Origin of the sequence: Aquiflexum gelatinilyticum, assembly GCF_024741135.1 — a bacterium.
GTDB lineage: Bacteria > Bacteroidota > Bacteroidia > Cytophagales > Cyclobacteriaceae > Cognataquiflexum > Cognataquiflexum gelatinilyticum.
Genome location: NZ_JANSUY010000017.1, coordinates 25,328 through 50,558 on the forward strand (window position 1 = coordinate 25,328; position 25,231 = coordinate 50,558).

Annotated in this window: 23 protein-coding genes and 2 tRNA genes; 6 read left to right on the top strand and 19 right to left on the bottom strand. The window is 38.9% G+C overall.

The genetic code is table 11. From position 1 onward, the window contains the following. Positions 1-101 precede the first annotated feature (101 nt). Entirely contained in the window at positions 102-1,568 is a 1,467-nt protein-coding gene (locus NU887_RS16405) for an SLC13 family permease (protein WP_258424470.1), read from the top strand. A gap of 34 nt (positions 1,569-1,602) precedes the next feature. Here NU887_RS16405 and NU887_RS16410 read toward each other — a convergent pair whose 3' ends face one another. From NU887_RS16410 to NU887_RS16435, 6 genes are all read right to left on the bottom strand, one after another. Further along, positions 1,603-2,091, bottom strand: a complete 489-nt coding sequence (locus tag NU887_RS16410; RefSeq protein WP_258424471.1) for a phage tail protein — start codon at positions 2,089-2,091, stop codon at positions 1,603-1,605. 5 nt (positions 2,092-2,096) lie between these two features. Beyond that, the gene (locus tag NU887_RS16415) at positions 2,097-2,549 is read right to left on the bottom strand and encodes a phage tail protein (protein WP_258424472.1); all 453 of its coding nucleotides are present in this window, start codon (positions 2,547-2,549) and stop codon (positions 2,097-2,099) included. 79 nt (positions 2,550-2,628) lie between these two features. Beyond that, positions 2,629-4,176 carry a phage tail sheath family protein gene (locus NU887_RS21215; RefSeq protein WP_258424473.1) on the bottom strand — a complete coding sequence of 516 codons (1,548 nt, stop codon included), beginning with the start codon at positions 4,174-4,176 and terminating at the stop codon, positions 2,629-2,631. 127 nt (positions 4,177-4,303) lie between these two features. Then, positions 4,304-4,376, bottom strand: a tRNA-Thr gene (locus tag NU887_RS16425). Positions 4,377-4,503: 127 nt separating this feature from the next. After that, a complete protein-coding gene (locus tag NU887_RS16430) occupies positions 4,504-6,357 on the bottom strand; it encodes a DUF349 domain-containing protein (RefSeq protein WP_258424474.1) in 1,854 nt (617 codons plus the stop codon). Positions 6,358-6,411: 54 nt separating this feature from the next. Next, the gene (locus NU887_RS16435; RefSeq protein ID WP_258424475.1) at positions 6,412-6,981 is read right to left on the bottom strand and encodes a YqgE/AlgH family protein; all 570 of its coding nucleotides are present in this window, start codon (positions 6,979-6,981) and stop codon (positions 6,412-6,414) included. Positions 6,982-7,071: 90 nt separating this feature from the next. On the opposite strand from NU887_RS16435, the gene pdxH reads away from it, so the two are divergent. Further along, complete coding sequence (pdxH, locus tag NU887_RS16440; RefSeq protein ID WP_258424476.1) at positions 7,072-7,707, top strand: pyridoxamine 5'-phosphate oxidase; 636 nt, start codon at positions 7,072-7,074, stop codon at positions 7,705-7,707. 21 nt (positions 7,708-7,728) lie between these two features. Here the strand turns inward: pdxH and bshB1 are convergent, their stop codons facing one another. The 8 genes from bshB1 to NU887_RS16480 form a co-directional block, all read right to left on the bottom strand. After that, positions 7,729-8,445, bottom strand: a complete 717-nt coding sequence (gene bshB1 / locus NU887_RS16445; protein WP_258424477.1) for a bacillithiol biosynthesis deacetylase BshB1 — start codon at positions 8,443-8,445, stop codon at positions 7,729-7,731. A 42-nt stretch (positions 8,446-8,487) separates the two neighbouring features. Continuing rightward, a complete protein-coding gene (locus NU887_RS16450) occupies positions 8,488-9,522 on the bottom strand; it encodes a M23 family metallopeptidase (protein ID WP_258424478.1) in 1,035 nt (344 codons plus the stop codon). Positions 9,523-9,531: 9 nt separating this feature from the next. Continuing rightward, positions 9,532-10,476 carry a thioredoxin-disulfide reductase gene (gene trxB, locus NU887_RS16455; protein ID WP_258424479.1) on the bottom strand — a complete coding sequence of 315 codons (945 nt, stop codon included), beginning with the start codon at positions 10,474-10,476 and terminating at the stop codon, positions 9,532-9,534. Between the two features lie 195 nt (positions 10,477-10,671). Continuing rightward, entirely contained in the window at positions 10,672-11,535 is an 864-nt protein-coding gene (locus NU887_RS16460; RefSeq protein WP_113922161.1) for a sigma-70 family RNA polymerase sigma factor, read from the bottom strand. A gap of 85 nt (positions 11,536-11,620) precedes the next feature. After that, positions 11,621-13,762 (bottom strand): polyribonucleotide nucleotidyltransferase, encoded by a 2,142-nt coding sequence (gene pnp, locus NU887_RS16465; protein ID WP_258424480.1) that lies wholly within the window; start codon positions 13,760-13,762, stop codon positions 11,621-11,623. 109 nt (positions 13,763-13,871) lie between these two features. Continuing rightward, the gene (rpsO, locus tag NU887_RS16470; RefSeq protein WP_113922163.1) at positions 13,872-14,147 is read right to left on the bottom strand and encodes a 30S ribosomal protein S15; all 276 of its coding nucleotides are present in this window, start codon (positions 14,145-14,147) and stop codon (positions 13,872-13,874) included. A gap of 65 nt (positions 14,148-14,212) precedes the next feature. Continuing rightward, on the bottom strand, positions 14,213-16,081 hold the full coding sequence (locus NU887_RS16475; RefSeq protein ID WP_258424481.1) for an LptF/LptG family permease: 1,869 nt from the start codon (positions 16,079-16,081) through the stop codon (positions 14,213-14,215). 76 nt (positions 16,082-16,157) lie between these two features. After that, positions 16,158-16,553 (bottom strand): START-like domain-containing protein, encoded by a 396-nt coding sequence (locus tag NU887_RS16480; protein ID WP_258424482.1) that lies wholly within the window; start codon positions 16,551-16,553, stop codon positions 16,158-16,160. A gap of 92 nt (positions 16,554-16,645) precedes the next feature. Here NU887_RS16480 and NU887_RS16485 point away from each other — a divergent pair. From NU887_RS16485 to NU887_RS16495, 3 genes are all read left to right on the top strand, one after another. Beyond that, positions 16,646-16,719: transfer RNA gene (locus NU887_RS16485), tRNA-Met, on the top strand. A 50-nt stretch (positions 16,720-16,769) separates the two neighbouring features. After that, positions 16,770-17,024, top strand: coding sequence for a GIY-YIG nuclease family protein (locus NU887_RS16490; protein WP_258424483.1), 255 nt, complete (start codon positions 16,770-16,772; stop codon positions 17,022-17,024). Between the two features lie 102 nt (positions 17,025-17,126). Further along, entirely contained in the window at positions 17,127-17,381 is a 255-nt protein-coding gene (locus NU887_RS16495) for a GIY-YIG nuclease family protein (RefSeq protein ID WP_258424483.1), read from the top strand. Positions 17,382-17,726: 345 nt separating this feature from the next. Here the strand turns inward: NU887_RS16495 and rplT are convergent, their stop codons facing one another. The 5 genes from rplT to NU887_RS16520 form a co-directional block, all read right to left on the bottom strand. After that, the gene (gene rplT / locus NU887_RS16500; protein ID WP_258424484.1) at positions 17,727-18,071 is read right to left on the bottom strand and encodes a 50S ribosomal protein L20; all 345 of its coding nucleotides are present in this window, start codon (positions 18,069-18,071) and stop codon (positions 17,727-17,729) included. Between the two features lie 111 nt (positions 18,072-18,182). Next, the gene (gene rpmI / locus NU887_RS16505; RefSeq protein WP_258424485.1) at positions 18,183-18,380 is read right to left on the bottom strand and encodes a 50S ribosomal protein L35; all 198 of its coding nucleotides are present in this window, start codon (positions 18,378-18,380) and stop codon (positions 18,183-18,185) included. A 21-nt stretch (positions 18,381-18,401) separates the two neighbouring features. Next, a complete protein-coding gene (gene infC / locus NU887_RS16510; protein ID WP_258424486.1) occupies positions 18,402-18,953 on the bottom strand; it encodes a translation initiation factor IF-3 in 552 nt (183 codons plus the stop codon). An 86-nt stretch (positions 18,954-19,039) separates the two neighbouring features. Then, the gene (gene thrS, locus NU887_RS16515; RefSeq protein ID WP_258424487.1) at positions 19,040-20,989 is read right to left on the bottom strand and encodes a threonine--tRNA ligase; all 1,950 of its coding nucleotides are present in this window, start codon (positions 20,987-20,989) and stop codon (positions 19,040-19,042) included. A gap of 165 nt (positions 20,990-21,154) precedes the next feature. After that, positions 21,155-23,635 carry a DUF5686 and carboxypeptidase-like regulatory domain-containing protein gene (locus tag NU887_RS16520; RefSeq protein ID WP_258424488.1) on the bottom strand — a complete coding sequence of 827 codons (2,481 nt, stop codon included), beginning with the start codon at positions 23,633-23,635 and terminating at the stop codon, positions 21,155-21,157. A gap of 160 nt (positions 23,636-23,795) precedes the next feature. Between NU887_RS16520 and lhgO the strand changes: the two genes are divergently transcribed. Then, positions 23,796-25,001, top strand: coding sequence for an L-2-hydroxyglutarate oxidase (gene lhgO, locus NU887_RS16525; protein WP_258424489.1), 1,206 nt, complete (start codon positions 23,796-23,798; stop codon positions 24,999-25,001). The last annotated feature ends 230 nt before the right edge of the window (positions 25,002-25,231 follow it).

The following is a 25,231-nucleotide window of genomic DNA, read 5'->3' on the forward strand; positions in this document are numbered from 1 at the left end:
TAAACTACTATTCAGAGGGATATTGAACAGAATTCACCGCCCCAATGATTCTGATTTGATTTCCTTGATTTTTTTGGTAATTAGAAGTTTCAATTGCTGACATGAACCCGAACACTACTTCACGGATCGGTATCATTCTTGGACCGGTTTTATTTCTACTGATTTTATTTTTTGTACAACCTGAGGCAATGTCTGCTGAAGCTTTGGCAATGATGGCTGTGACAGTTTGGATAGCGACTTGGTGGATTACTGAAGCGATTCCAATTGCGGCTACAGCATTGTTGCCATTGGTACTGCTCCCAACTTTAAATGTATTGCCGATAGCTGAAACAGCTGCATCTTATTCCCATCCCATGGTCTTACTCTATATGGGCGGATTTATGATCGCAATGGCCATCGAAAAATGGAACTTGCACAAGCGGATTGCGTTGAGCATTATTTCATTTATCGGCACCGATATCCAAAAGATTATTTTAGGTTTTATGGTAGCGACTGCCTTCCTTTCCATGTGGATTTCGAATACCGCAACTTCCCTGATGATGTTGCCCATCGGCGTGGCTGTAGTGACGCAGTTGACTCCTGGTGCGGCCATCAAGGAAGTCCTTCCAAACAACCTCGGGAAAGCGCTGATGTTGGGAATTGCCTACAGCGCTTCTATAGGCGGCATGGCTACTTTGATCGGCACGCCTACCAATATCATTTTGGCCGGTGTCATAAAAGACATGTATGGCTATGAAATCAGCTTCTCACAATGGATGCTGTACGGCTTTCCCGTTGCAGTATTGCTTTTGGCCTTTTGTTGGTTTTATTTGGTGAAATATGCCTTCCCTTTTGAAAAAGACTTTAAGATTGAAGGCGGCAAAGAAGAAATTCAACGTCAATTGGCCCTATTGGGTCCAATGACAAAGGAAGAAAAGCGGGTTGCTTGGGTTTTTGGAACAGTCAGTTTTGCATGGATCAGCAGGACATTTTTGCTTCAAGATTTGATTCCTGCCTTAGATGATACGATTATTGCGATTGCTGGTGTTTTGATATTGTTTGTACTCCCCTCTTCCAAACCGAAAACTAAACTACTAGATTGGAAAACTGCTGAAAGCATTCCTTGGGGAATCTTGTTGCTTTTTGGTGGCGGTTTGTCTTTGGCAGAAGGATTCAAATCCACCGGATTGGCTTCTTGGATAGGCAATCAATTTGTATTCCTTGATTTTATAGCCTTTGGGTTGTTTTTGTTGGTAATCATAGCAGCAGTCAATTTCCTGACCGAGATCACTTCCAATGTCGCTACGGCTTCCATGATATTGCCGATTTTGGCGGCTGTCTCCTACTCTATGGGCGTTCATCCTTTTGGATTGATGGTCGGGGCGACGATGGCTGCGAGCTGTGCTTTTATGCTTCCTGTTGCCACACCGCCCAATGCCGTGGTCTTTGGTTCGGGTTACCTCCGGATTCCCGATATGGTCAAAGCAGGGTTGTGGATGAATATGGTTTCGATTCTTTTAATTACCCTATTTACTTATTATCTATTGCCACTGATTTGGGGGATTGATTTGAAGGATTTTCCTTTTTAGGGTTTTTAGAACATTCGAAAATTTGAAAAATAATCTAAAAGGTTTTAGTAAACTTTCTATATTTCAAAGTCAAGGTCTCTATCGTAAATTCATTTTTCTCAGATCCTATGGCTGCAAGTTCCCAAGAAATAGGAAATACCTGTTCAAAAGACCATACGGCCAGTGGAAAATTGGCTACACCTTCATTTGCTTCTGATTTGGAAGATACCAATCTCAAATTGATGTCGAATGGCTTGAATTCAAAATTCTCAATGGCATCCCTACACCATTTTTCAAGTTCCGTACTTTTTGTTAGGCATCTCTTGAGGACTAAGTTTTCATAATTGATGGATTTTGGAAGTTGGTGGGCAAAGAAATTGTCACCCCCTTCCCTCTTCTCCGGATTTTCCACTGTTACTTTCAATCCGGATACTTCCTGGAAAATACTTTTCATCTTTTCGTTGCCTTTCCCCAAGAAAACAACTTCAAAATAAAATACTTTTAGGGGAATATCACCTTGTTTAAAAAAACTTGTGGAATCCATCCTTTTTAACCGTTAGCAATAGTAAGCCCTTCGTGCGAAATCTCGATGGTTTCCACAGCCACTTCATTAGCATCAGATTTCATATCCGTTGAGCTGATTTTTGTTGGCCATGCGTTGGCTAATGTCCAGGTCATGGTTGGGTTGCCCCCTTCGTCACATAGTTTGATGACCACATTTTGACGTTCGACAGTATTTATTTTGATTTTGGCATACCAATCTAAGAACTTATTGTCCTTTGCAAACACGCCCTTTTTCAATGTCACATTGTTGTTTTTGACAATTCCGGGCATATTGATGGTTGAAAAAACCGGGCTATTGCCATGTCTATATTCTATCGGCTGTGCTGTAACTTCCAATCCACTAACTTCCTGAAAAGGTACGTCTGTGGTACTTCCTAAATCTACTTTGAAGTAAAACTTGGGTAAAGGCCAATTGCTGTCTTGTTTATCTCCTGCCATGATATTAGTATTTTAAGGTTTTGATTAAATTTTTAAATTTCGCTTTGAAGAAAAATTGATAATATCAACTTTCCAAAAATTAAGATTTCTGCATTTGTTGTTGGAAAGTGACCACGATGAATTCTGCCGGTCTGACAATAGCCAATTTGACTGAAACCAGCATTTTGCCTTGTAAAATGTCCAATCCTGTCATCGTAGCACCCAAGCCGATCTGCACCTCAAATGCATCCTCGGGAGATGAACCTGCCAATGCACCTTGCTTCCACTTTTCAGTCAAGAAACTGACAATCATACTCTTGACAGTGGTCCAGGTATTGGCATCATTGGGTTCAAAGACATAAGACTGAAGTGCCAACTTGATCGATTGCTCGAGCATGATGATGGTTCTTCTGACATTGATATATCGCCAGTCGAGGCTGTTACCATCTAGGGTCCTTGCACCCCAAACCAAAGTCCCTACACCTGGAAAAGTCCTGATAGCATTGATTGATTTTCCTGAAACATGTACATTTAAATTCTCCGGCCCTTCAGGGGATATCTCCACAGCAGGCTTAATCACGGCATTCAGGGAAACATTAGCCGGCGATTTCCAAACACCTCTGTTATTGTCTACCATCGTATATACTCCTGCCAAAGCAGCTGCAGCTGGCAATAAATTCACCATACACCTTATTTCTTCCAAAATTGAGCCATATGTTGGACTTGTTGCCATCAAGCCAAAGTGTAAGTGGACTTTCTTCTGATTGACAAAGTCATTGAAAGTAACCTCAGGTATTTGGGAAATATTGGGAAATTCCTTTTGAAAGGCAATTCTAAATTCAGCTTCATTCTTTGGAAATTCCATTATCAATTTTTTTGCATTTGGCTCAGGTAGAATTGATTCCAAATCTATTTCAGGATCAAGGTTTCTAAAACTCACTTCACCTTTTTGGACCAATGTGGTATGAAGCCAAGGATAATAAGCGGCAGCATAACTCAAAAAATCCGTACCTATATTCTCTCTGAAAAAATCTATCGGATCGTCTTCTTCTACTCTACTTTTGTACCCATCATAAAGGTCAAAAATCCCGATTCTGTTTTGCATTTCCCCACAATGTATCAAGACTTGCTTGTAGACCTCATAGCATTCCTTTCCCAATAAAACCGCCTCCGGTATAACTACCAGAGTAACTTCCTGTTCCTTTTCCAATGAGCGCAAACCCTTTCCCAAAAGTTGATCTTTATGGATTTTTAGAGAGCCTGTGACCTCATATGTACCAACTGAGACTATATAGCAAGTTCCTCCCCCATTGGCATAAAACAGCCTGATGCTGTTATAAAAAAGTAGATGGTTGTCCTCCGCATATTTTATAGCAAATTCAGTATCTCCAATAATAATTTTACTTCTATCTCCATCATATGGTGTTTCAAGTTTGAATAATGGATTAAAAGCACCTCCAAATAATTCTACATATTCCGCCAAAGACGTAATCCTTGTGGGGATATTTAAAAGCGATTTACCGTTGCGGGAGGCCTTTTCGGTATACCCGATAAATGCGGGTATGGCTGTGGCGACTTCTACAACAGAACCGAGGAAGACGTTTTTTTCTTCAATGTAAATTCCCGGAGTTTTAAGATTTTGAGGCACGACAGATTTGAAATTGGATGGTTGAAAAAACTTTTAGTTGATTTTTTACCGGCATTCAATATATCAAATATCTACAAAAAATGAAATAGGCCGAAATGAAAAAAGGGTAGCTATTGCTACCCTTTTGAGCCCCCTGCCGGGATCGAACCAGCGACCTACTGATTACAAGTCAGTTGCTCTACCAGCTGAGCTAAGGAGGCCTTTTATTTAACTTTTCAAGACCGTTGTCTCAAATCGTGGTGCAAATATAGATTTATCATGGAATCGAGCAAAAAGAATTTCAAAAAAAATAAGGAGACAATTGTTATCTCCTTATTTATGAGTGTATTAAAATTCTTTGAGTATGGTCAGTTTTTTCTTTAGCTTCTCGATTTCACTCTCTGCCTTTTGAATTTTCTCATCAAATTGGTTTTTGAGCTTGTCGGCAGTCTTGGATGACGCAAAAAATTCAATGTTATTTTTCCACAAAGTCACATTATTTTCCAAATCTGTGATTTGTTTTCTAATCCCATGCTCTTTTTTGTTGAGGACACGGTTACTGTTAGGGTCAGACTGAAGTTTGTTCAAATTCAATCTGAAAAGAAAATCGTCTTTTTCCCCACCTGCAAAACCAAGATTTTTGACATATTCATCGACTGCCTCATTGAATTTGCTGAGAATTTCCTTCATGTTTTTTCTTGGGACAAATCCTAAAGAATTAAACTTCGAAATATAACCTTCTAATGAACTTTCAGAGACAGAATCACTCTTGGCCTCTTCTTTTATTTTTTTGATAAGTTCTTCCTTTGCAGAAAGATTTTGCTCAAATTCTTTATTCACCTGCTTGTTTGAGTTTCTTCGGTTCTCAAAGAAGGCATCGCAAGCTAATTTGAATCTTTGGTATAGTTCGTCCCTAACTTTTTCAGGTGTAGGTCCTATTTGTTTCCATTCCTGTTGAAGGGAAATCATCTGGTTAGCAGTTTGCTGCCAATCTGTATTTTCCTTTAAGGATTCAGCTTTGGCTATAAGCTCTTCCGCTTTGATTTTATTTTTATGACGGATTTCGTCAAGTTCTTTGAAGAAGTGATTTTTGTTTTGGAAGAAATGTTTGAAAAGACCCCAAAACTGCCTGTTGATCTCTTTTCCATTTTCTCTTGGAACCGGACCAATTGCTTCCCAATCTTTTTGAAGGGCTAAAATTTCTTTCGTTTTACTATTCCATTCTTTGATCTTGGTTCCTTTATATTCTGAGTCAGCCTCTAATTTCTTAATCAGGGCTTCTTTCTTTTGAAGGTTTTCCTTCAAGCTTTCTTTTTGCCCGTCATAAAACTCTTTTCGTCTTGAATATACCGCATCAGAAGCTGCTTTGAACCTATTCCAAAGGTTTTCCTGTTCTTCACGCGGAACAGGTCCCATATGCTTGAATTCTTCGTGAAGATCATTTAGGATTCTTATAGCATCCTTAAGGTCTTCCATGTCAACCAAAGCTTCCGCTTTTTCACATATTTCAAGTTTTTGCTCAAGATTTTTCTTCCTGTCAAGTTCTTTTAACTCAAAGTAGATACTTCTATTGTCATAAAACCTATCCATCAAGGCATTAAAGGACGCCCAAAGGTTTCTATTCTGTACTGCAGGAACAGATCCTATTTTCTTCCATTCTTCTTGTATATGCTTGATGGTATTTATACTGTGGGTAGTCTCTTCGCCATCTACAAGTTCTCTGAGTCTGTCAAGAATCGCATTCTTTGCCAAAAGGTTTTTTTCCTTATTTTTCTCCTGTTCTCTAAGAAATTCAGATTTTTTTTCTCTGAATTCATTTAATCCAGCAAATAGAGAACGGTCTTCTTCTGAAGGTCTATATTCAAAATCATCAGGAGAACCACCATTAGAAGTAAATTCTTCTAAGGCAGAATCTTTTTCCTTGTGAAAAATCTCTTCAAAATGTGATTTGATTTCTGCTATCTGACTGTCTATCTTCAGATATCTGCCTGTTTCTAAAAGCTGTTTTAAAGCAGTTAAAAGTTGGGATTTGGAGAAATTTGAGTAATCGACAGATTCTGAAATTTCCTCTTCAGAATCATGGTCTGTTGTTTCAGTCTCTGAAACTTTATCATCGATAATTACACTACCCTGAACTTCTTGAATTACTTCATTGGTTTGGGTCACCTTGTCTTCTTCAGACACTTCTTTTTCATTGCTCATAATAAAACTGATACTTTTTTGCAGGACGTCTAAAACAAAAGTAATAAAATTGGATCAATTTAGCCTCGGATCAATAGGATAATTTGCCAATAGCTGAAATTCCCCTCCCATGTTTTTTAAGATATTTCTCCATAATTCTACAGGTGAATTATTGAAAATATTCTCGGGTTCAATTTTTTCACAAATGATCCATGTTTTATCCTCTAATTCCTCATCAAGCTGTCCTTCAGTCCACCCTGAATACCCAATAAAAAACCGGATATTGCCATCGTTTAACTCCCCATTTTTGAGTTTTTGAGTCAATGCTTCAAAGTCTCCTCCCCACCACAAACCTTCTCCAAGTTGGATACTCCCGGAAAGTGCTTCTTCTCCTGAGTAAACAAAATGAAGGGTATTCTGTTCGACGGGCCCTCCCACGTAAACATCAAGGTCTAAAAAAAACAAATCTTCAACAAGCTCACTGATTTTTAATATCGAAAGCTTATTCAATACAAGTCCAAAAGACCCCTTCTCATTATTTTCACAAATAAGAATGACAGATCTTACAAAATTCTCATCCTGTAAAAATGGCTCAGATATCAATAGCTGACCGGCGGAAGGCGTTTTTTTTAAACTTTGGCTCATAAAAAATGTCTTTGATAATTTTCTTAAGTTATATCTAAATTTTATAAATGCAATAAGTCTGGTAATTTTAGAATAAAATTTAAAAACCCTATGAAACTGGCAGATATCCGTATTGACTATACATTAAAATCCCTCGATGAAAAAGATGTAAAACCGTCCCCTATAGATCAATTTAAAATCTGGGTTGAGGAAGCGCACCAATCCAAAGTTCATGAGTGGAATGCAATGAACCTTTCAACAGTAAGACCTGACGGAAAGCCAAATTCAAGAATCGTTCTCTTGAAAGAGGTGGATACAGGTTTGGTTTTTTTTACCAACTATAATAGTGCCAAAGGAAAGGAACTTGAAAACAATCCATTTGCAGCGATTACTTTTTTTTGGCCGGTTTTGGAAAGGCAGGTCAGATTTATCGGGGAAGTAGAAAAAATCAAAATAGAGGAATCTGATGCCTATTTCTTTTCAAGGCCTTTCGCCAGTCAGATTGGAGCATTGGCATCTCCTCAAAGTCAGGTAATACCTAACCGTGCATTTCTGGAGGAAAAAGAAGCTGCGCTTCTGAAGAAAACCGATGAAAATACAATCAAAAGACCAGAGCATTGGGGAGGTTATAGGCTGGTTCCTGAGGAAGTGGAATTTTGGCAAGGTAGGTCAAGCAGGCTTCATGACAGGATCCACTATCAAAGAGAAGGTGAAGCCTCGTGGAAAATCGAAAGACTTGCTCCTTAAATTCAACAAAGAATCACGGATTTATTTTAGGTCAAATAAATCTGTGATTCCCAAAGTTCTTTCAACTGTGAAGCCTTCTCCGTATTTGACCATTATACTGTGACCAAACTCCCTAGAACGGGCCTCTACAAAGTCTAAAAATTCGGCAGATGAAATAAAACTTTGAGGTTCCTTGTTATTTGGATCATAAAACTGGGACCTGAAAGCTTTGATACTTTCTATTTTTATACCCCAAAAATCAGTAATATCCACGACGAAATCGGGCTTTATGTAATTGTTTTGGATGTAATGATAGACATATTTTGGTCGCCAAGGAGCTTGATCGATCCCATCAAAATGGGTCTCAATTTTCCTTAACCCACTCATAAAACAAGCATTGGAAGCCACAGCACCACCTTTCCCATGATCCGGATGCCTGTCCGTTACGGCATTTGCCAATACTATCTCGGGCTTATATTTTCTTATTATTTTTACTATTTCAAGTCTGTGGCTATCATCGTCTCTGAAAAAAATATCTTTAAACCCAAGGTTTTCTCTTATTGAAACACCTAAAATTTTAGAAGCCTCCTCAGATTCCTGCATCCGGATTTCAGGAGTACCCCTTGTCCCCATTTCTCCTTTGGTAAGGTCTAAAATTCCAACCTTATACCCTTTGGCAACCTGTGCGGCAATAGTGCCAGAGCAAGCCAATTCAGCATCATCGGGATGTGCTGCAATAACAAGGATATCCAATTTCATAACTTCAGAATTTAATTGTATTGTAGGCAAAATACCAAATGATTATTTCACTCTTAATCTTCTGCCAACCTTAAGAATGGTATTTGTCGAAATTCCGTTCAATCTTGTGAGGGTGCTTACCCTTACCCCATATCTTCGGGCTATGGAACTCAATGTCTCCCCGCTCCTCACCCGATGATAAATCGCTTCCTGTGTTTTGATTACATGATCAAAACTTGAGGAAGTAACATCATAATATTGACCTTTGATACTTCCGATATTAAAATCAAATACTTCTGTAGGATTGATAGAAAGTCCTTGGAACCTGATCTCGAAATGCAAATGGGGGCCGGTACTTCTTCCCGTATTTCCACCTAAGCCGATTAATTCACCTGCTTTTACTTCCTGACCAACTTCTACCCTAAACTTAGATAAGTGGCCATAAAGTGTCTCAAGCCCATTTTTATGCCTGACTACCACATAGTATCCATACCCGTTTCTATCATAAGACCTAATTCTGACTATCCCGTCAAATGCACTATAAACAGGGTCGCCCACATTCAACTTCAGGTCTGTACCATGATGCCACCTATATCTCCTAAATCCAAACTCTGATGTAATTCGGGTCTCATCCAAAGGCATTTTCCAATCAGTCCCAAAAAATGGATCGAATAACTTAATTTGGACTGTATCCTTAAATTCCTTTGGGTTAAAATCGTATATATTAATTTTCTTGCTGTCCCAAGAGGAATAATATTCAAAAGCAGTCACCCAAATGCTGTCAATCAAAACCTGTTCAGAAACCTGAACTAATTGATTTGTCGGAGCCCAATCAAGCGAAATTGTGTCCTCGGCTACGATACTCAGCCTTTTCTTTAATTCCACATAATCTTTGAAAAGAAGAGAATCCGTGGTTTTGGTAATATCCTGTAGATATTTGTCAGGATCAAAAAGTCTTAAATCTCTTAATAAAGGATTGGATTTGGGCTGATCGATAGACTTTTTCTTAATGATCTTTGGAAAAATTTGGGCATGGGATTGAATAGATCCCATGCCCAAAAGTAAAGCTATCAATATCCAAAGACCTTTTATTTTCATTTTTCCAAATTAAGCAGATTCTTTAGCAGCTAGGTATCTCTCTGCATCTAAAGCCGCCATGCAACCGGTTCCTGCGGCAGTTACCGCCTGTCTATAAATATGATCTTGGGCATCGCCACAGGCAAAAACACCTTCCTTATTGGTCCATGTACTTCCCGGGATTGTCTTGATATATCCGTTCTCATCCATATCAATAATATTTCTAAAAATATCTGTATTGGGATGGTGACCAATTGCCACAAAAAAACCAGATACTTTAAGTTCTTTGGTTTCTTTGGTTAGGTTGTTAAATATTCTTACTCCGGTGACTTCTTCTTCACCTAGGATTTCATCCGTTTCGGTATTCCAAAGTACTTCGATTTTAGGATTATTTAATACCCTTCTCTGCATTATCAGCGATGCCCTCATTTCACTTTTTCGGACAATCATGTAGACCTTGTTACAAATATTTGCCAGATATGAAGCCTCCTCACAAGCGGTATCACCCGCTCCTACTATTGCAACATCCTGACCTCTAAAAAAGAACCCGTCACAAACCGCACAGGCTGAAACCCCTCTCCCATTCAATCTTGTTTCACTTTCTAAACCAAGCCATTTTGCAGAGGCGCCAGTAGAAATAATCACTGTATCCGCATGAATTTCGGACTGGTTATCGACAATAACTTTATGCGGAATGGTATCGAAGTCTACTGAAGTCACTACTCCATACCTAACTTTAGTCCCAAATCTTTCAGCTTGTTTTCTAAAATCCTCCATCATCTCAGGTCCCTGAATCCCTTCAGGATACCCGGGGTAATTTTCTACGTCTGTGGTGATAGTCAGTTGGCCACCGGGTTGTCCCCCCGTGTATAGTATTGGATTCAATCCGGCTCTTGATGCATAGATTGCCGCAGTGTATCCTGCGGGTCCCGAACCAATTATCAAGACTTTGATTCTTTCAATTTCGGAAGTCATTTGGTTGAAATTTTGAAGTTGGCAAATTTTGTTAAAATACCCTTCACAACAAAGTTAATGGGTGTTAAAATTCCCTAATTGTGGTCTATGCCATGAAGTTCAGTGAGTTAAATTTTCCGAACCCTTCATTGTGGTAAATAAACAAAAAAAGGGGACAAATCCCCTTTAATTATTATTCTTATTCAGCCTCAGTAATTAGCCAAGATATGGTTTTAATGTTTTACTTCTTGAAGTATGTCTTAATCTCCTGATAGCCTTCTCTTTAATTTGTCTAACCCTCTCTCTGGTCAAATTAAATTTTTCACCAATTTCCTCTAAAGTCATCGCATGCTCTCCGTTCAAACCGAAATAAAGTGTAATCACATCTGCTTCCCTTTGGGTCAGTGTTGAAAGTGCTCTTTGTACTTCTTTCCTCAATGAATCGGTCATCAAGCCATCATCAGGCTTTTCATCTCCATCATTTTCAAGAACGTCCAACAAACTATTTTCTTCTCCCTGTACAAAAGGAGCGTCCATAGACACATGTCTTCCAGAAATTTTCATAGTATCCACGACCTCAGCTGCGGTAACTTCAAGGACCTCAGCCAATTCTTCAGGTGAAGGCTCTCTTTCAAACTTTTGCTCAAGTTCACTGAATGTTTTACTGATTTTATTCAATGAACCAACCCTGTTCAATGGAAGCCTTACTATCCTCGATTGTTCAGCCAATGCCTGAAGGATAGACTGTCTGATCCACCATACCGCATAAGAAATAAACTTAAAACCTCGCGTTTCATCAAATCGTTGGGCTGCTTTGATCAGCCCGAGGTTTCCCTCATTGATCAAGTCACCCAGCGAAAGACCTTGGTTTTGATATTGCTTGGCTACAGAAACAACAAATCGGAGGTTGGCTTTTGTAAGTTTTTCTAAAGCCAATTGATCACCTTCTCTGATCCTTTTTGCAAGAACCACTTCCTCATCGGCTGTCAATAGATCTACTTTTCCAATCTCCTGTAGATATTTATCAAGGGACTGACTCTCCCTGTTGGTGATCTGTTTGCTAATTTTTAGCTGCCTCATTCAAGAATATAATTTTCAGTTAAGATTCAATTAATAACAGGAATCCAATTAAACAAAGTTCAAAATAGCAAATACGCTATTGAACTTAATCGTTTTTATCAGATTTTTCTGGTTTTGGCAATAATACTTTTCTGGAAAGTTTAAATTTTCCTGTTTTTTTATCAACATCAATCAGTTTAACCATTATTTCTTCTCCTGGTTCGAGGACACCTTCCATATTTTCAAGTCTTTCCCACTTAATTTCAGAAATGTGAAGTAAACCATCTTTTCCAGGCATGAATTCCACAAAAGCTCCAAAAGGCATGATGTTTTTCACTTTGCCGGTATAGGTCTCTCCTATTTCAGGTTGAGCAACAATCGCCCTGATTCTTGAAATAGCAGCATTCATAGATTCTTGATTGTTTGAGAAAATGTTGATTTTTCCCATATTATCTTTTTCTTCAATGATGATGGTAGCTCCGGTATCTTTTTGGATTTCTTGGATGACTTTTCCTCCAGGACCGATAACTGCTCCGATAAGTTCTTTAGGAATACTCATCATGAATGACCTAGGTGTATGAGGTTTAAGATCCGGCTTAGGTGCTGAAATGGTCTTTTTGATTTCATTCATGATATGTAATCGACCTTCTTTGGCTTGGTACAACGCTTCTTTCAAAACACTGTAATCAAGACCCTCGACTTTCAAGTCCATTTGACAGGCAGTAATCCCTTTTTCTGTACCTGTAACCTTGAAATCCATGTCTCCCAAGTGATCCTCGTCACCCAAAATGTCAGAAAGAATAGAATATTTTCCTGTCTTTGCATCAGAAATCATTCCCATAGCAATTCCCGTTACAGGAGCCTTAATCTGAATACCTGCATCCATCAATGCCAATGAACCTGCGCAAACAGTTGCCATAGAAGATGATCCGTTTGATTCCAAAATGTCAGATACAATACGGATTGTATATGGATTCTCGTCTCCTGAAGGAAGAACTTTTTTCAAAGCTCTCATGGCAAGGTTGCCATGGCCCACTTCTCTTCTTCCTACACCTCTATTCGGCTTAACTTCACCGGTAGAGAAGCCAGGAAAGTTATAATGAAGGTAAAACTTATTATAACCTGAAATCATCGCGCCATCGATCATTTGCTCATCCATCTTGGTACCAAGGGTACAAGTGGTTATAGATTGGGTCTCACCTCTGGTGAATACTGCAGATCCATGAGCAGAAGGTAAATAATCAATAACCGACCAAATAGGCCTGATTTCATCCAATTTTCTACCATCCAATCTCTTTTTTTCATTCAAAGTTAAATTTCTGGCAGCTTCTTTATGGATTTTTGAAAAATATGGTCCGATTAAACTTGTCTCAAAACCATGTTCTTCACCCAATGACGCAACAAACTCTTCCTTTACAGCTTTGATGAGATCATATCTTTCAGATTTGTTGGCAATTAGCTTGGCAACAACATCATAACACTTTCCATAAAGCTCAGTATGCATTTTTTCGTACAAGGCAGGGTCTAATTTTTCATGGTTGTATTCTCTTTTCTTTTCTTTTCCAACGGCAATAGTCAGTTCTTTCTGGATTTTGCAGTGTTTCTTTATCTCCTCATGGGCAAACTGAAGAGCTTCTACCATTTCATCCTCAGATATTTCATTAGCTTCACCTTCCACCATCAAAATATATTCCTCAGAACCTGCAACTATAAACTCCAATGAAGCTAATTCTAACTGAGCAGGTGTAGGATTAATAATCAACTTTCCATCAATTTTTCCGACCCTAACCTCAGAAATCGGGCCATTAAACGGGATGTCGGAAACAGCTAATGCAGCAGAAGCTGCAAGTCCGGCCAAACAGTCAGGAAGGACTTCAGAATCTGCAGACATCAAAGTAATTCCAATTTGGGTGTCAGCATGATAATCATCAGGAAAAATAGGTCTGATTGCCCTGTCCACTATTCGGCTGATCAATATTTCATAATCGGAAAGTCTACCTTCCCTTTTCAAAAAACCTCCGGGAATCTTTCCGGATGCAGCAAATTTTTCTTGGTAATCAACTGACATTGGGAGAAAGTCAACTCCCTCGCCTACTTCTTTTTTGGAAACAACAGTGGCTAGCAACATGGCTTTACCCATACGGACTACCACCGCTCCATCAGCTTGTTTTGCCAATGCACCTGTTTCAATAATGATTTCTCTACCATCTTCAAGGACAATAGATTTAGAAATTACGTTTGGTAACATACAATTTTGTAAATAGTAATAGGTGTAGAATAGTTATAAAAGTAAGGCTTAATATCAGGGGTAAATAAAAAAGTAAGGTTCTCCCATGAGAACCTTACAATGAATCGAGTTATTTTCTAATTCCTAATTCGGTGATAATAGCTCTGTATCTTTCGATATCGTTTTTAACAAGGTAATTGAGAAGGCTTCTTCTTTTACCTACTAATTTCAAAAGACCTAATCTTGATGAGTGATCTTTTTTGTTTGTTTTCAAGTGGTCAGTCAAATGCTGAATTCTGAAAGTGAATAACGCGATCTGCGATTCCGGAGAACCTGTATCGGTTTCAGCTTTTAACCTGCCATGATTTTTAAACAACTCCGCTTTTTTCTCTGATGTTAAATACATGCCTAGTTAATTAATTATATTTTAAAACAGGTACAAAGGTAAAGCTTATAATCGAATTTCAAAAATCAGTTCTGAGTTTTAGCAGTTTTAAACCCAAATTTGGCTTTAATCTTTTTGAAAAATTCAATATATGTCTCCGGTTCAAACAATCTCGCATCTTTCCTTGCCTGTCTGAGAAAAAAGAAGCCAAAAGGCAACAATACCAAATTGGAAAACCATGTTCCAAATACAGAGTTGGTCACTCCTTCTTTAGCCCATTTCTCTCCTGTAATTGTAAGCATGTAAAACAAAATGAAGAAAATGATTGACATCAAAACAGGCATACCCAATCCTCCCTTTTTAATAATAGCTCCCAAAGGTGCTCCAATCATAAACATCACAATACACGCAAAAGCGGTAGTGTATTTTTGATACCAGGCAATCTCAAACCTTCTGAATTCCCTTTCCAAAGCATCAATTTGAGTCAGTTTGGTACTGAAGTTATTCTTTATAGTCCGGGCATTGTTCATTCCGACTGTAGCTGCTTTTGATTTGTAATCTCCTTTGAGGATTATTGAATCCAAAGCAGCCTTTTTTTCAATGGTAAAAGTGGAAGTTAATTGGGGAGAATTTGAGGTTTCAATGTTTTCCTCTCTTGAAACCAAGCTGTCATTTTCAGATTTTTGGAGGATTGAATCTACATTGCTGATCTGTTTATTCAATTTTAAAACTTTTCTATTGATCTTCTTATTTGGAACGACTGCATCATTTGCCAATGATTCCATTGAAGTAGGAATATTAACATCTGCAAGTAATTGATTTGGATCAGAAAGGTTAGGAATGGAATCTTTTTCAAAAACCAATTCTCTTTCAATTACATTAACTGAATCAAATCCACCATTAAAAGCTTGTTGATTTAATGAATCCTGCGGTTTAGAAGCAGTCAAATTCATACTGAGATCTGCTTTATTTTGTAAAGCTGCCTTGGCTATTTTGAGAGAATCATCTCTTTCTTTTCTCCTTACAATTTCTGCAGGAGGTGCCAATTTCCTGTCTCTCGTAAAATATGGATAAGAGGACTCAGTATTCAGGTAGTTAAAATAAACAATCTGATTGATTTCAGAATTCATAGAATCAAGCCCGAGTTTGAGTTGCGCAATATTTTTTATGGATCGGTTTGTTGACCATAAATCCTCGGGTGTCCTATTTAACTGAAAAGAGGCAAGGTCAAATACAATCTGATTCTCTGAAAAAGTTGTCCTGCTAAGGTCTACAGGTTTTTCATTGATACCCCTTTGGGATCTTGATTCTTCATAACTGACTCCATGATATAAAGTCAATTTCATATAGTTGTCATTAAAAAATGGTTCCATCCTTCCTGAATCCGCCATTATTACATTGATATTTCCTTGTCCTTCAGAATGGTTGTAAATGATGATATCGTTAAGCCTTACTTCATCGAGTTTTTTATTCACTTTGATGCTGTAATTTGGAATCCCATTGTAAAAAACACCCTCTTTAATATCAAGGGCAGGTGACTTCATCCTGATATCATACAGCAATCCAAATGTTTTAAGATTTACTTTTGGTACCAGATAATTATTGGAAAGGAAAGCAGCAACAGTAAGGAACAATACAAAAACACCTATCGGCAATAGTGCCCTGACCAAGGATATGCCTGCACTCTTCAAAGCAGTAAGTTCAAAATGTTCTCCAAGATTACCAAAAGTCATCAGAGCGGAAAGGAGAACCGCTAATGGTAAAGCCATGGGGGAAATACTAATAACAAAATAAGAAAAAAGCTCCATGTAAATCCAAAAACTTAAGCCCTTGCCAAAGATTTCGTCAAAATATTTGAGCATATTTACTGTGAGAAGGATAAAATCCACCACCACAAAGGTCAAAAAGAAGGGGCCTATAAAAGACCCCAAAATCAATTTATCTATTTTTTTCATTAACAATTAAGTCCTCTACAAAGGATTCTAACGGCAAAGGTTAAAAATATTTTCAAAAGAAAAGAAAATACTCCAATTAACCCCCGATAATTTCTTTGAGCGTATGGATCAGACTTTCCCAAATTGACTCCAACTCCTCATCATCATAAGAATCACTGTAATCTATGACTTTCAAAAACATGGTTTGAGTCAGTTCGTTTTCATCCACTTTAAATTCAATAAAAGAATTGTCCTTTTCCTCCGGATTTGTAGGATCAAAAAATTCAAACTTCACATGAATATTTGTCCTAAGTGCTGTGATTCTGGCGTAATGATCTTCGCCATCAAAATGAAACCTATAAGTCTTATCCTCATTGATGTTTACATCATCCGCAAACCATTCAGCCAATCCACTTGCTGTACTTAAATATGGAAATAAAATTTTCCTCGAAGTATTGATTTGATAATCAGCAACAAACTTATTTTTTACCATTATTACATTAATTTAGTTAACAAAAAGTCACTTTTTTTGGAGCATTTTGTTTGCAATTCAAGACTTAAGACCTCATATTTGCAATCCGATTTGGCGAGGTAGCTCAGTTGGTTAGAGCGCAGGATTCATAACCCTGAGGTCAGGGGTTCAACTCCCCTCCTCGCTACATAAAGCTTCTCCTTTGAGAGGCTTTTTTTATTTCTATTATTTTTAAATATGTATACTGTATACGTCCTATATTCTTTTTCGGCCTCCCGATTTTACACCGGAATGACCTCAGATCTCATAACCCGTTTCAAGTTTCACAACGAGAAAGGAATCAAAGGTTTTACAACTCGATTTAGGCCTTGGTACTGCATCCATGTGGAGTTTTTTGAAGATAAATCAAAGGCACTTCAAAGGGAAACAGAACTCAAATCAGGCAAGGGAAGAGATTGGATTAAATCAAATATTCTTCCACTTTATATGTAGCAAGGATTCATATCCGCCGCGGCGGACAGCGGTTCAACTCCCCTCCTCGCTACATAAAGCTTCTCCTTTGAGAGGCTTTTTTTATTTCTATTATTTTTAAATATGTATACTGTATACGTCCTATATTCTTTTTCGGCCTCCCGATTTTACACCGGAATGACCTCAGATCTCATAACCCGTTTCAAGTTTCACAACGAGAAAGGAATCAAAGGTTTTACAACTCGATTTAGGCCTTGGTACTGCATCCATGTGGAGTTTTTTGAAGATAAATCAAAGGCACTTCAAAGGGAAACAGAACTCAAATCAGGCAAGGGAAGAGATTGGATTAAATCAAATATTCTTCCACTTTATATGTAGCAAGGATTCATATCCGCCGCGGCGGACAGCGGTTCAACTCCCCTCCTGGCTTCATAAAGCTTCTCCTTTGAGAGGCTTTTTTTATTTATTCCTGTTTCAGTTTTATCCATAAATTTTAACACCAAATTGACATAATCGTTTCCAAATTTTTTGATTGCAAACTAATCCTGTTTTCTTACAGGCCTATTATGGTAGGCATTCTGTAGATTTTTGGGATTGGTTTTTTGAATTATAGGACATTTGTAATATAGCAAAAAATCCCAAATTGACCTTGTCCAATTAAAAAATAGCCATAAAAAAAGCCCCGGTTTGGGGCTTTTACAATTAAAATAAGAAAGTGCGTTCTTATTTTACTTTTTCAACAACAGCTTTGAATGCCTCAGGATGGTTCATAGCCAAATCTGCAAGAACTTTTCTGTTCAATTCGATATCTGCTTTTTTCAACAATCCCATAAATTGAGAGTAAGAGATGCCATATTCTCTGGCACCTGCATTGATACGCTGAATCCATAAAGCCCTGAATTCTCTTTTCTTGGCTTTTCTGTCTCTATACGCGTATTGTAAACCTTTTTCGTACTTGTTTTTGGCTACTGTCCAAACGTTTTTACCTCTTCCGAAGTAGCCTTTTGTTGCTTTAAGGACTTTCTTTCTTCTTGCTCTTGAAGCGACGGAGTTTACTGATCTTGGCATAATTTTTTGATTTTTTGACCCTTGGTGCCAACCTTTTTCTCAGTTGATCTTGTAGACCGAAGCGCCTGGTGAATAAATAAACCTAATTTTCAATAGAAATAAGATAACGGATCAACCGATTCTCAACATTGCTTTTACTCTTCCTTCATCTGATTCATGAACCATTCCCATTTTAGTAAGATTTCTCTTTCTTTTGGTTGATTTTTTGGTCAGGATGTGGCTTTTGTAAGCATGCTTTCTTTTGATTTTACCGGTTCCCGTTAAGGCAAACCTTTTTTTTGCACCTGATTTTGTTTTTACTTTAGGCATAACTGTGTTTGTTTGTTGAAATTATTTCTTTGATGACTTCGGAGCCAAGAATAGAAACATTCGTTTTCCTTCCAATTTGGGAAGCTGCTCTACTTGGGCATATTCCTCAAGCTCCTGCGCAAATCTCAATAACAACATCTCTCCTCTTTCCTTAAATACGATAGACCTTCCCACGAAATGAACATAAGCTTTAACTTTTGCCCCTTCCTTTAGAAAGTTGATCGCATGTTTCAATTTAAAATTGAAATCATGATCGTCAGTATTCGGTCCAAATCTGATTTCTTTTAGAACAGTCTTCGCAGCATTGGCTTTGATTTCCTTTTGCTTCTTTTTCTGTTCGTATTTAAATTTCGCATAGTCAATCACCTTACATACAGGTGGAGTGGCATTTGGAGAAATTTCTACGAGATCAAGTTCATTCTCTTCAGCTACTTTAAGGGCCTGAGCGAGCGTCAAAACAGCGTTTCCGCCTTCTACGTAGTCTCCTACAACTCTGACTTCCCTTGCTCTGATCCTGTCGTTAACCTTATAAGGTTCTTCTTGTCTCTGTCTGAACGGTGGTTTTCCTTTCAAATTCTTATTGTTATTTAATGAAATTGCGTGCAAATATCGGAATTAATTTGAGATTTAAAAAATCTGCTTGATTAATACCGATTAAATTAATTTTTTATAGACTCTCCTATTATTCCTTTGAAATAGGATACAAACTCAACCGGAGATAAACTTCCTATATCGCCTTCCCCGTGCTTCCTTACAGAAATTTTACCTTCCTGTTGCTCTTTCTCCCCTACAATCAACATAAAAGGGATTTTCTTAACTTCCGCATCCCGGATTTTCCTTCCGATTTTTTCATCCCTATTGTCAATCAACCCGATGATGTCGCTTTCTTCAAGAATTGCCTTGACTTCTTCCGCGTATTCAATGAATTTCTCTGAAATCGGAAGAATCGTAATCTGCTCGGGAGAAAGCCAAAGAGGGAAATTTCCTGCACAATGCTCAATCAAAACTGCAACAAATCTCTCCAAGGAACCAAACGGTGCCCGGTGAATCATCACAGGTCTGTGCTTCTGATTATCCGAACCTATATATTCCAACTGGAACCTTTCTGGAAGGTTATAATCAACCTGAATAGTTCCCAATTGCCATTTTCTTCCCAAGGCATCTTTGACCATGAAATCAAGTTTCGGGCCATAGAAAGCGGCTTCGCCCAATTCAGTGACAGTTTCCAATCCTTTCTCAGCGGCTGCTTCTACAATGGCAGATTCTGCTTTTTCCCAAGCTTCGTCTGTTCCAATGTATTTTTCCTTTTTCTCAGGATCTCTCAATGATATCTGCGCAGTATAGTCATCAAATCCCAAGGCTTTGAATACATATAAAACTAAGTCAATGACTTTAATGAATTCCTCCTTGACCTGATCAGGTCTGCAGAAAATATGTGCATCATCCTGTGTAAATCCACGAACTCTGGTCAATCCATGCAGTTCCCCGCTTTGTTCATAGCGATAAACAGTTCCAAACTCAGCATATCTAATCGGAAGATCCTTATATGACCTTGGCTTGTGCTTGTAAATCTCACAATGATGGGGGCAATTCATTGGCTTCAACAAAAACTCCTCTCCCTCATTAGGAGTATGGATTGGCTGAAAGGAATCCTTCCCGTACTTCTCATAGTGACCGGAAGTTTCATAAAGTGCCTTATGTCCAATATGTGGTGTCACCACTTGTTGATACCCTGATTTATCCTGGGCCTTCTTCATGAAGTTTACCAACCGCTCACGAAGCAGTGTTCCCTTTGGCAACCAAAGCGGTAAACCCATTCCCACTTTTTCAGAGAAAGTAAACAGCTCCAATTCCCTTCCCAGCTTCCTGTGGTCACGCTTTTTGGCTTCTTCAAGCATAAAAAGGTAATCCTGCAGTTCTTTGGCTTTTGGAAAAGTAATGCCATAAAGACGGGTCAGCATCTTGTTTTTTTCATCCCCTCTCCAATAAGCTCCCGCGATATTGAGCAATTTTACGGATTTGATAAAACCCGTGTTTGGAATATGCGGACCGCGGCAAAGGTCTGTGAAGTTGCCCTGCTCGTAGAAAGTAATTGAACCATCTTCAAGTCCTTCCAACAAATCAAGTTTGTAGGGATCATTTTTTTCCGTGAAATAGGCTACTGCTTCTTTCTTAGGAACTTCCTTTCTGATAAAGTCGCTTTTCAGTTTGGCCAATTCCATCATTTTGGCTTCAATCTTTTCGAGTTCAGTACCATCGATGGATTTATCCCCAAAATCAACGTCATAATAAAAGCCGTTTTCCAAAGGAGGACCGATTCCGAACTTTGTGCCTGGGTAAAGCGCTTCCAATGCTTCTGCCATCAAGTGGGCTGAGGAGTGCCAAAAAGTATTCTTTCCTTCCGGGTCATTCCAGGTCAATAATTGAACTTTGGAATCTTGGTGAATGGGCCTTCCAGCATCCCAAATTTCACCATTTACTTTTGCTGCAAGTACGTTTCTGGCTAGACCCTCGCTGATACTAAGTGCAATTTGTAGCCCCGAAACTCCTTTTTCATACTCCCTGACAGAACCGTCGGGAAGTGTAATGTTGATCTGTTGGTTAGACATTTAAAATTTTAACTTGATGAAACATCACACCTTTACAAACAGGTGTGTTTTTGATTTGCAAATATGCGAATTGATGTTGGCTTTTTTTTAGATATAAGGAACAAACTCCATTATTTTTTTGAATTCAGGATAGGCTTTCAAAACCCCAATCCAGATGTTTTTTCCTTAAAGAATAATCTGCGCGCTTACTTTAACCCCAAACGAATTTGCACCCGGATTATCCAAATAGGTTAGTCTATGGAAAAAATCCACCCTAAAGAATTTGAAAATATTCTCAATACCATACCCCACTTCAATGTAAGGCAGATCCTGATCTAATCTTCCAAAAGCAGGAATCGGATTTCCCTCCTCGTCCAGATCTGAGGAATTCATCAGGTTCTTATCACTTACGCTTCCCCAAAGTACGTTTGCGTTGGCCACTGCTCGCCATTTGAGTTTCTTGATCAAAGGGATCCAGTTTAACCCAAATCCCTCAAAAGAATGTCTGTAACTCAAACTTGCAAACCGATCACTTGCAAATTCATTGAAATTCATCAAGTTAAAAGCCACAGTGGTATAAAAGATGGTCTCGTTTCCGATGTGGTTTTCAAGCAATGGATAAGGTACGGTCCCACGGACAAAACCCGACCTCAATTCATACCTAGAGACTCCTATCAGCCCCAAGTTGAGTTTTTGGTACACACTCAAGACATATTTTTGATAATTGATATCCCCGCCAAGGCTATTCAGTCCCTGCGTAAACCTAAAATCAAAAACCGGCCATTTTACCGGACCAAGAGAAACCCGGTAATTGTCATTAATGATGTTTACCTCATCTTTTCCATACCTGATTCCAAGGTTGACCTGTGCAAGGTCAAACCTACTTTGGTATGTTCCTGTAGTTTCATCCAAATAATTGAAATCAAAAACCGGATCAAATTCTTTCCTTGTAAATCCGGCAGTCAGGTTAAAACCTTTGAATACTTCACGCTGTGTGATCAGCCGATAATATTTGGCATAATAGGGTTTATTTAAAGTTCCAAACCTCGAGGCAGCAAGAAATATACTGTTGAGTGAAAGGTTTTCGATTTCCAATCCCACCTGATCTATTTCCCTTTGGGTATTGAGCTGAATGGTTGTCCACCTCTTCCGGTCTAGTATTTTGGTTCCTGAAAGGAAGTATTTGACCTGATTGTCTGCAAAACCATAGGCCAAGTAACCCGACAAAACATATTTATTGCTGAATTTTAGGTTTGTCCGGAGTCCCGCACCCAATCTGAGGCCTTCAACATTGTTGTAATTCAACAGACCTGTCCAAGGTCCAAGGTCAACTTTCCCGACAGGCAAAAACCCGGTTCCCAAAAACTTGATTCCCTCTGAATAAAACCTGATTACCGGAATCCTGCTCAGCGTATCCACCATCTGACGGGAAACAATTTCCTGATCTGAAAGCTGCTCAGGTCTAACACTTTGCCAAAACTCCTCAGTACCCTTGCCAAAATCTTCTTTGAGCTGTATGGCTTGAAAATAGAAACTTGGAGGCTTTGGGTTATTTACGATAAAATTTTGGCCTGAATTGTAGAATTTGGCAAGCAGACCAACCGTATTTTCTGTGATTTTGGAGATTTTGATTAGTACACGGGTTTTGGATGGAAGCAATGGTCCTGCATCGGTGGCTACCAATTCCTGTTGGATTTTAATCCTTTCTATAAAGTTAAGGTTAGCCGATTTTGGGATCGTCAAATCCACCTGCTTCAATGCATAATCTTCCTTTTTGATCCAAATGGTTCCTGTAAATGCCAAATCCTGTTCCCTGAGCGGATAAACTTTCAGCATGTAGCAAAAATCCTCTCCGACCATCACTGAATCCATCAGGTCGTAATCGTAAAAAGTCTTCCAACCATCTGCAATCGGCGAGACGAATTCCTTTTCTACGATGGTTAACCAGTTTCTATAAAAATTATATTCCTGAAATGCCGAACCCGTGATTTGAGATACCGTCGTCCCATCGGTAATTCCCACTCCGCTTAATTTTGAGTTTTCGATGACTTCCTTTTTCAACAAAGGATCCGTGCGGAAATAGAATTTGGAGTAGGTTTCTGAAAAGAAAACAGGAAGTATTTTTTTTCCTTCATCATTGGTCAGCTGCTTGATGCTGTCCATTACGGCAATGACTTTTTTGACTTGGTTTCTTTCTTTGAAAGCACCTTCGACCTCATCCAAATCCAGTTCTATTTTGGTATAGTTTTCTGATTCGTAGGCTGTTAGGTTTCTCTTGTCAAACTTCTCTTTCATCTCCACAGCTTTTCGGATGATAGGAAAAGCCGGGTTTTCACCTGATTCAAAGACAAACTCTGAGAGGTTGAAAGTAGAAGGAACCAATTGGAAATTGATGAGGATAGTTTGGGAATAGACCACAGGTTTGCTTTGCGAAATGTACCCGACATAACTTACCTGAAGGCTATCCGCTTTGACGGATGTCGAAATGGTATAATTTCCTTCAAAATCAGTGGTAATCCCCACTTTGGTTCCTTTCAGAATCACACTTGCAAAAGGAATTGGATCGCCTGTTTCTATGTCCGTTACTTTACCTTTAATGACATATTGGGCAAGGGAAACACTCAAAAAGCCAAAAAAAATAATCACTGATAAAAGTATACTTTTCATAATGGTTTATAGGTACGGCTCAAAACACGCAAAAGTCTTGGAAAAGTTCTAATTCTGTTGTTTTTGAAATGGAAAAAGAACGCTTCATAGTTTTATGCCCCAAAATTATACTGTTCAAAAATAAATCCCATCCTTATATTTGTCTGCAATTATACAGAAAATGACATACGATATCATCATTGTAGGAGGAGGAATAGTAGGCTTGGCCACGGGCTTAAAAATCAAGCAACAAAAACCTGATCTGAAAGTCGCAATTCTAGAAAAGGAATCCGAAGTAGCCAAGCATCAAACAGGCAACAACAGCGGGGTCATCCATTCGGGACTTTACTATAAGCCGGGTTCTTTGAAAGCCACCAACTGTATCAATGGCTACCATGAACTGATTAAATTTTGTGAAGAGGAAAATGTTCCTTTTGAGCTGACAGGAAAGGTCGTTGTCGCTACCAGACATGAACAGGTTCCGATTTTGAACGGGCTTCTGGAAAGGGGATTACAAAATGGATTGACAGGAACACGGGCAATATCTTTGGATGAGTTGAAGGCTTACGAACCTTACTGTGCCGGGTTGGCTGCCATCCATGTCCCCCAAACAGGAATCGTCGATTACAAAGTCGTGGCGCAGGCATTTGCTGCAAAGTTTGAAGCAATCGGCGGGACCATTTTTTTCAACCATAAAGTAAAAGAAATCAAAACCTTGAACGGGATCTCTTACGTCAGGTCGGCATACCATGAATTTGGCTGCAAACTTGTGATCAACTGCGCAGGCCTGTATTCAGATAAAGTCGCCCAAATGAACCAAATAGAAGAGATTGATGTCAAAATCATCCCTTTCCGCGGTGAGTATTACAAAATCAAAAAAGAAAGAGAATACCTGGTCAAAAACCTTATCTATCCTGTTCCCGATCCAAATTTCCCTTTCTTAGGCGTCCATTTTACGAGAATGATGAAAGGCGGTGTTGAGGCCGGACCCAATGCAGTTTTGGCATTTAAGAGAGAGGGATATAAACGCTCTGACATCAACTTATCAGAGTTGGGAGAAACACTTGCATGGCCGGGATTCCAAAAAGTAGCGGCAAAATATTGGAAAACCGGAATGGGTGAAATTTACCGATCATTTTCCAAAGCCGCATTTACCAAAGCATTACAGGAATTGATTCCCGATATTAATGAATCAGATTTGGTGGATGGTGGTGCAGGTGTGCGTGCCCAAGCATGCGACCGAACAGGTGGCTTATTGGATGATTTCAGCATCAAAGAGAGTGAGTTTGCAATCAATGTACTGAACGCCCCCTCCCCTGCTGCAACGAGTTCTTTGTCGATTGGCGGTACTGTCTGCGAATTGGCTTTGAAGAGATTTGGGAAATAGCATTTTTGGTCCTGCCCCCTGAGTTTTCAACTTAATAAGAAATGTTTAGAAAAGGCAGTGACATAGATTTAAAACCCCCAAAGGGGGTTGAATCATGATTAGCCCCGGGTTGAAACCCAGGGGTCAGGGCGAAACGATATTCAGGCCAACCCCAGAGGGGTTGAATATCGTCCAATGAATTCAATTCTGTCAATGGTAGTTAAGAATAGAAGAGCCTCTAATGCTTAAAG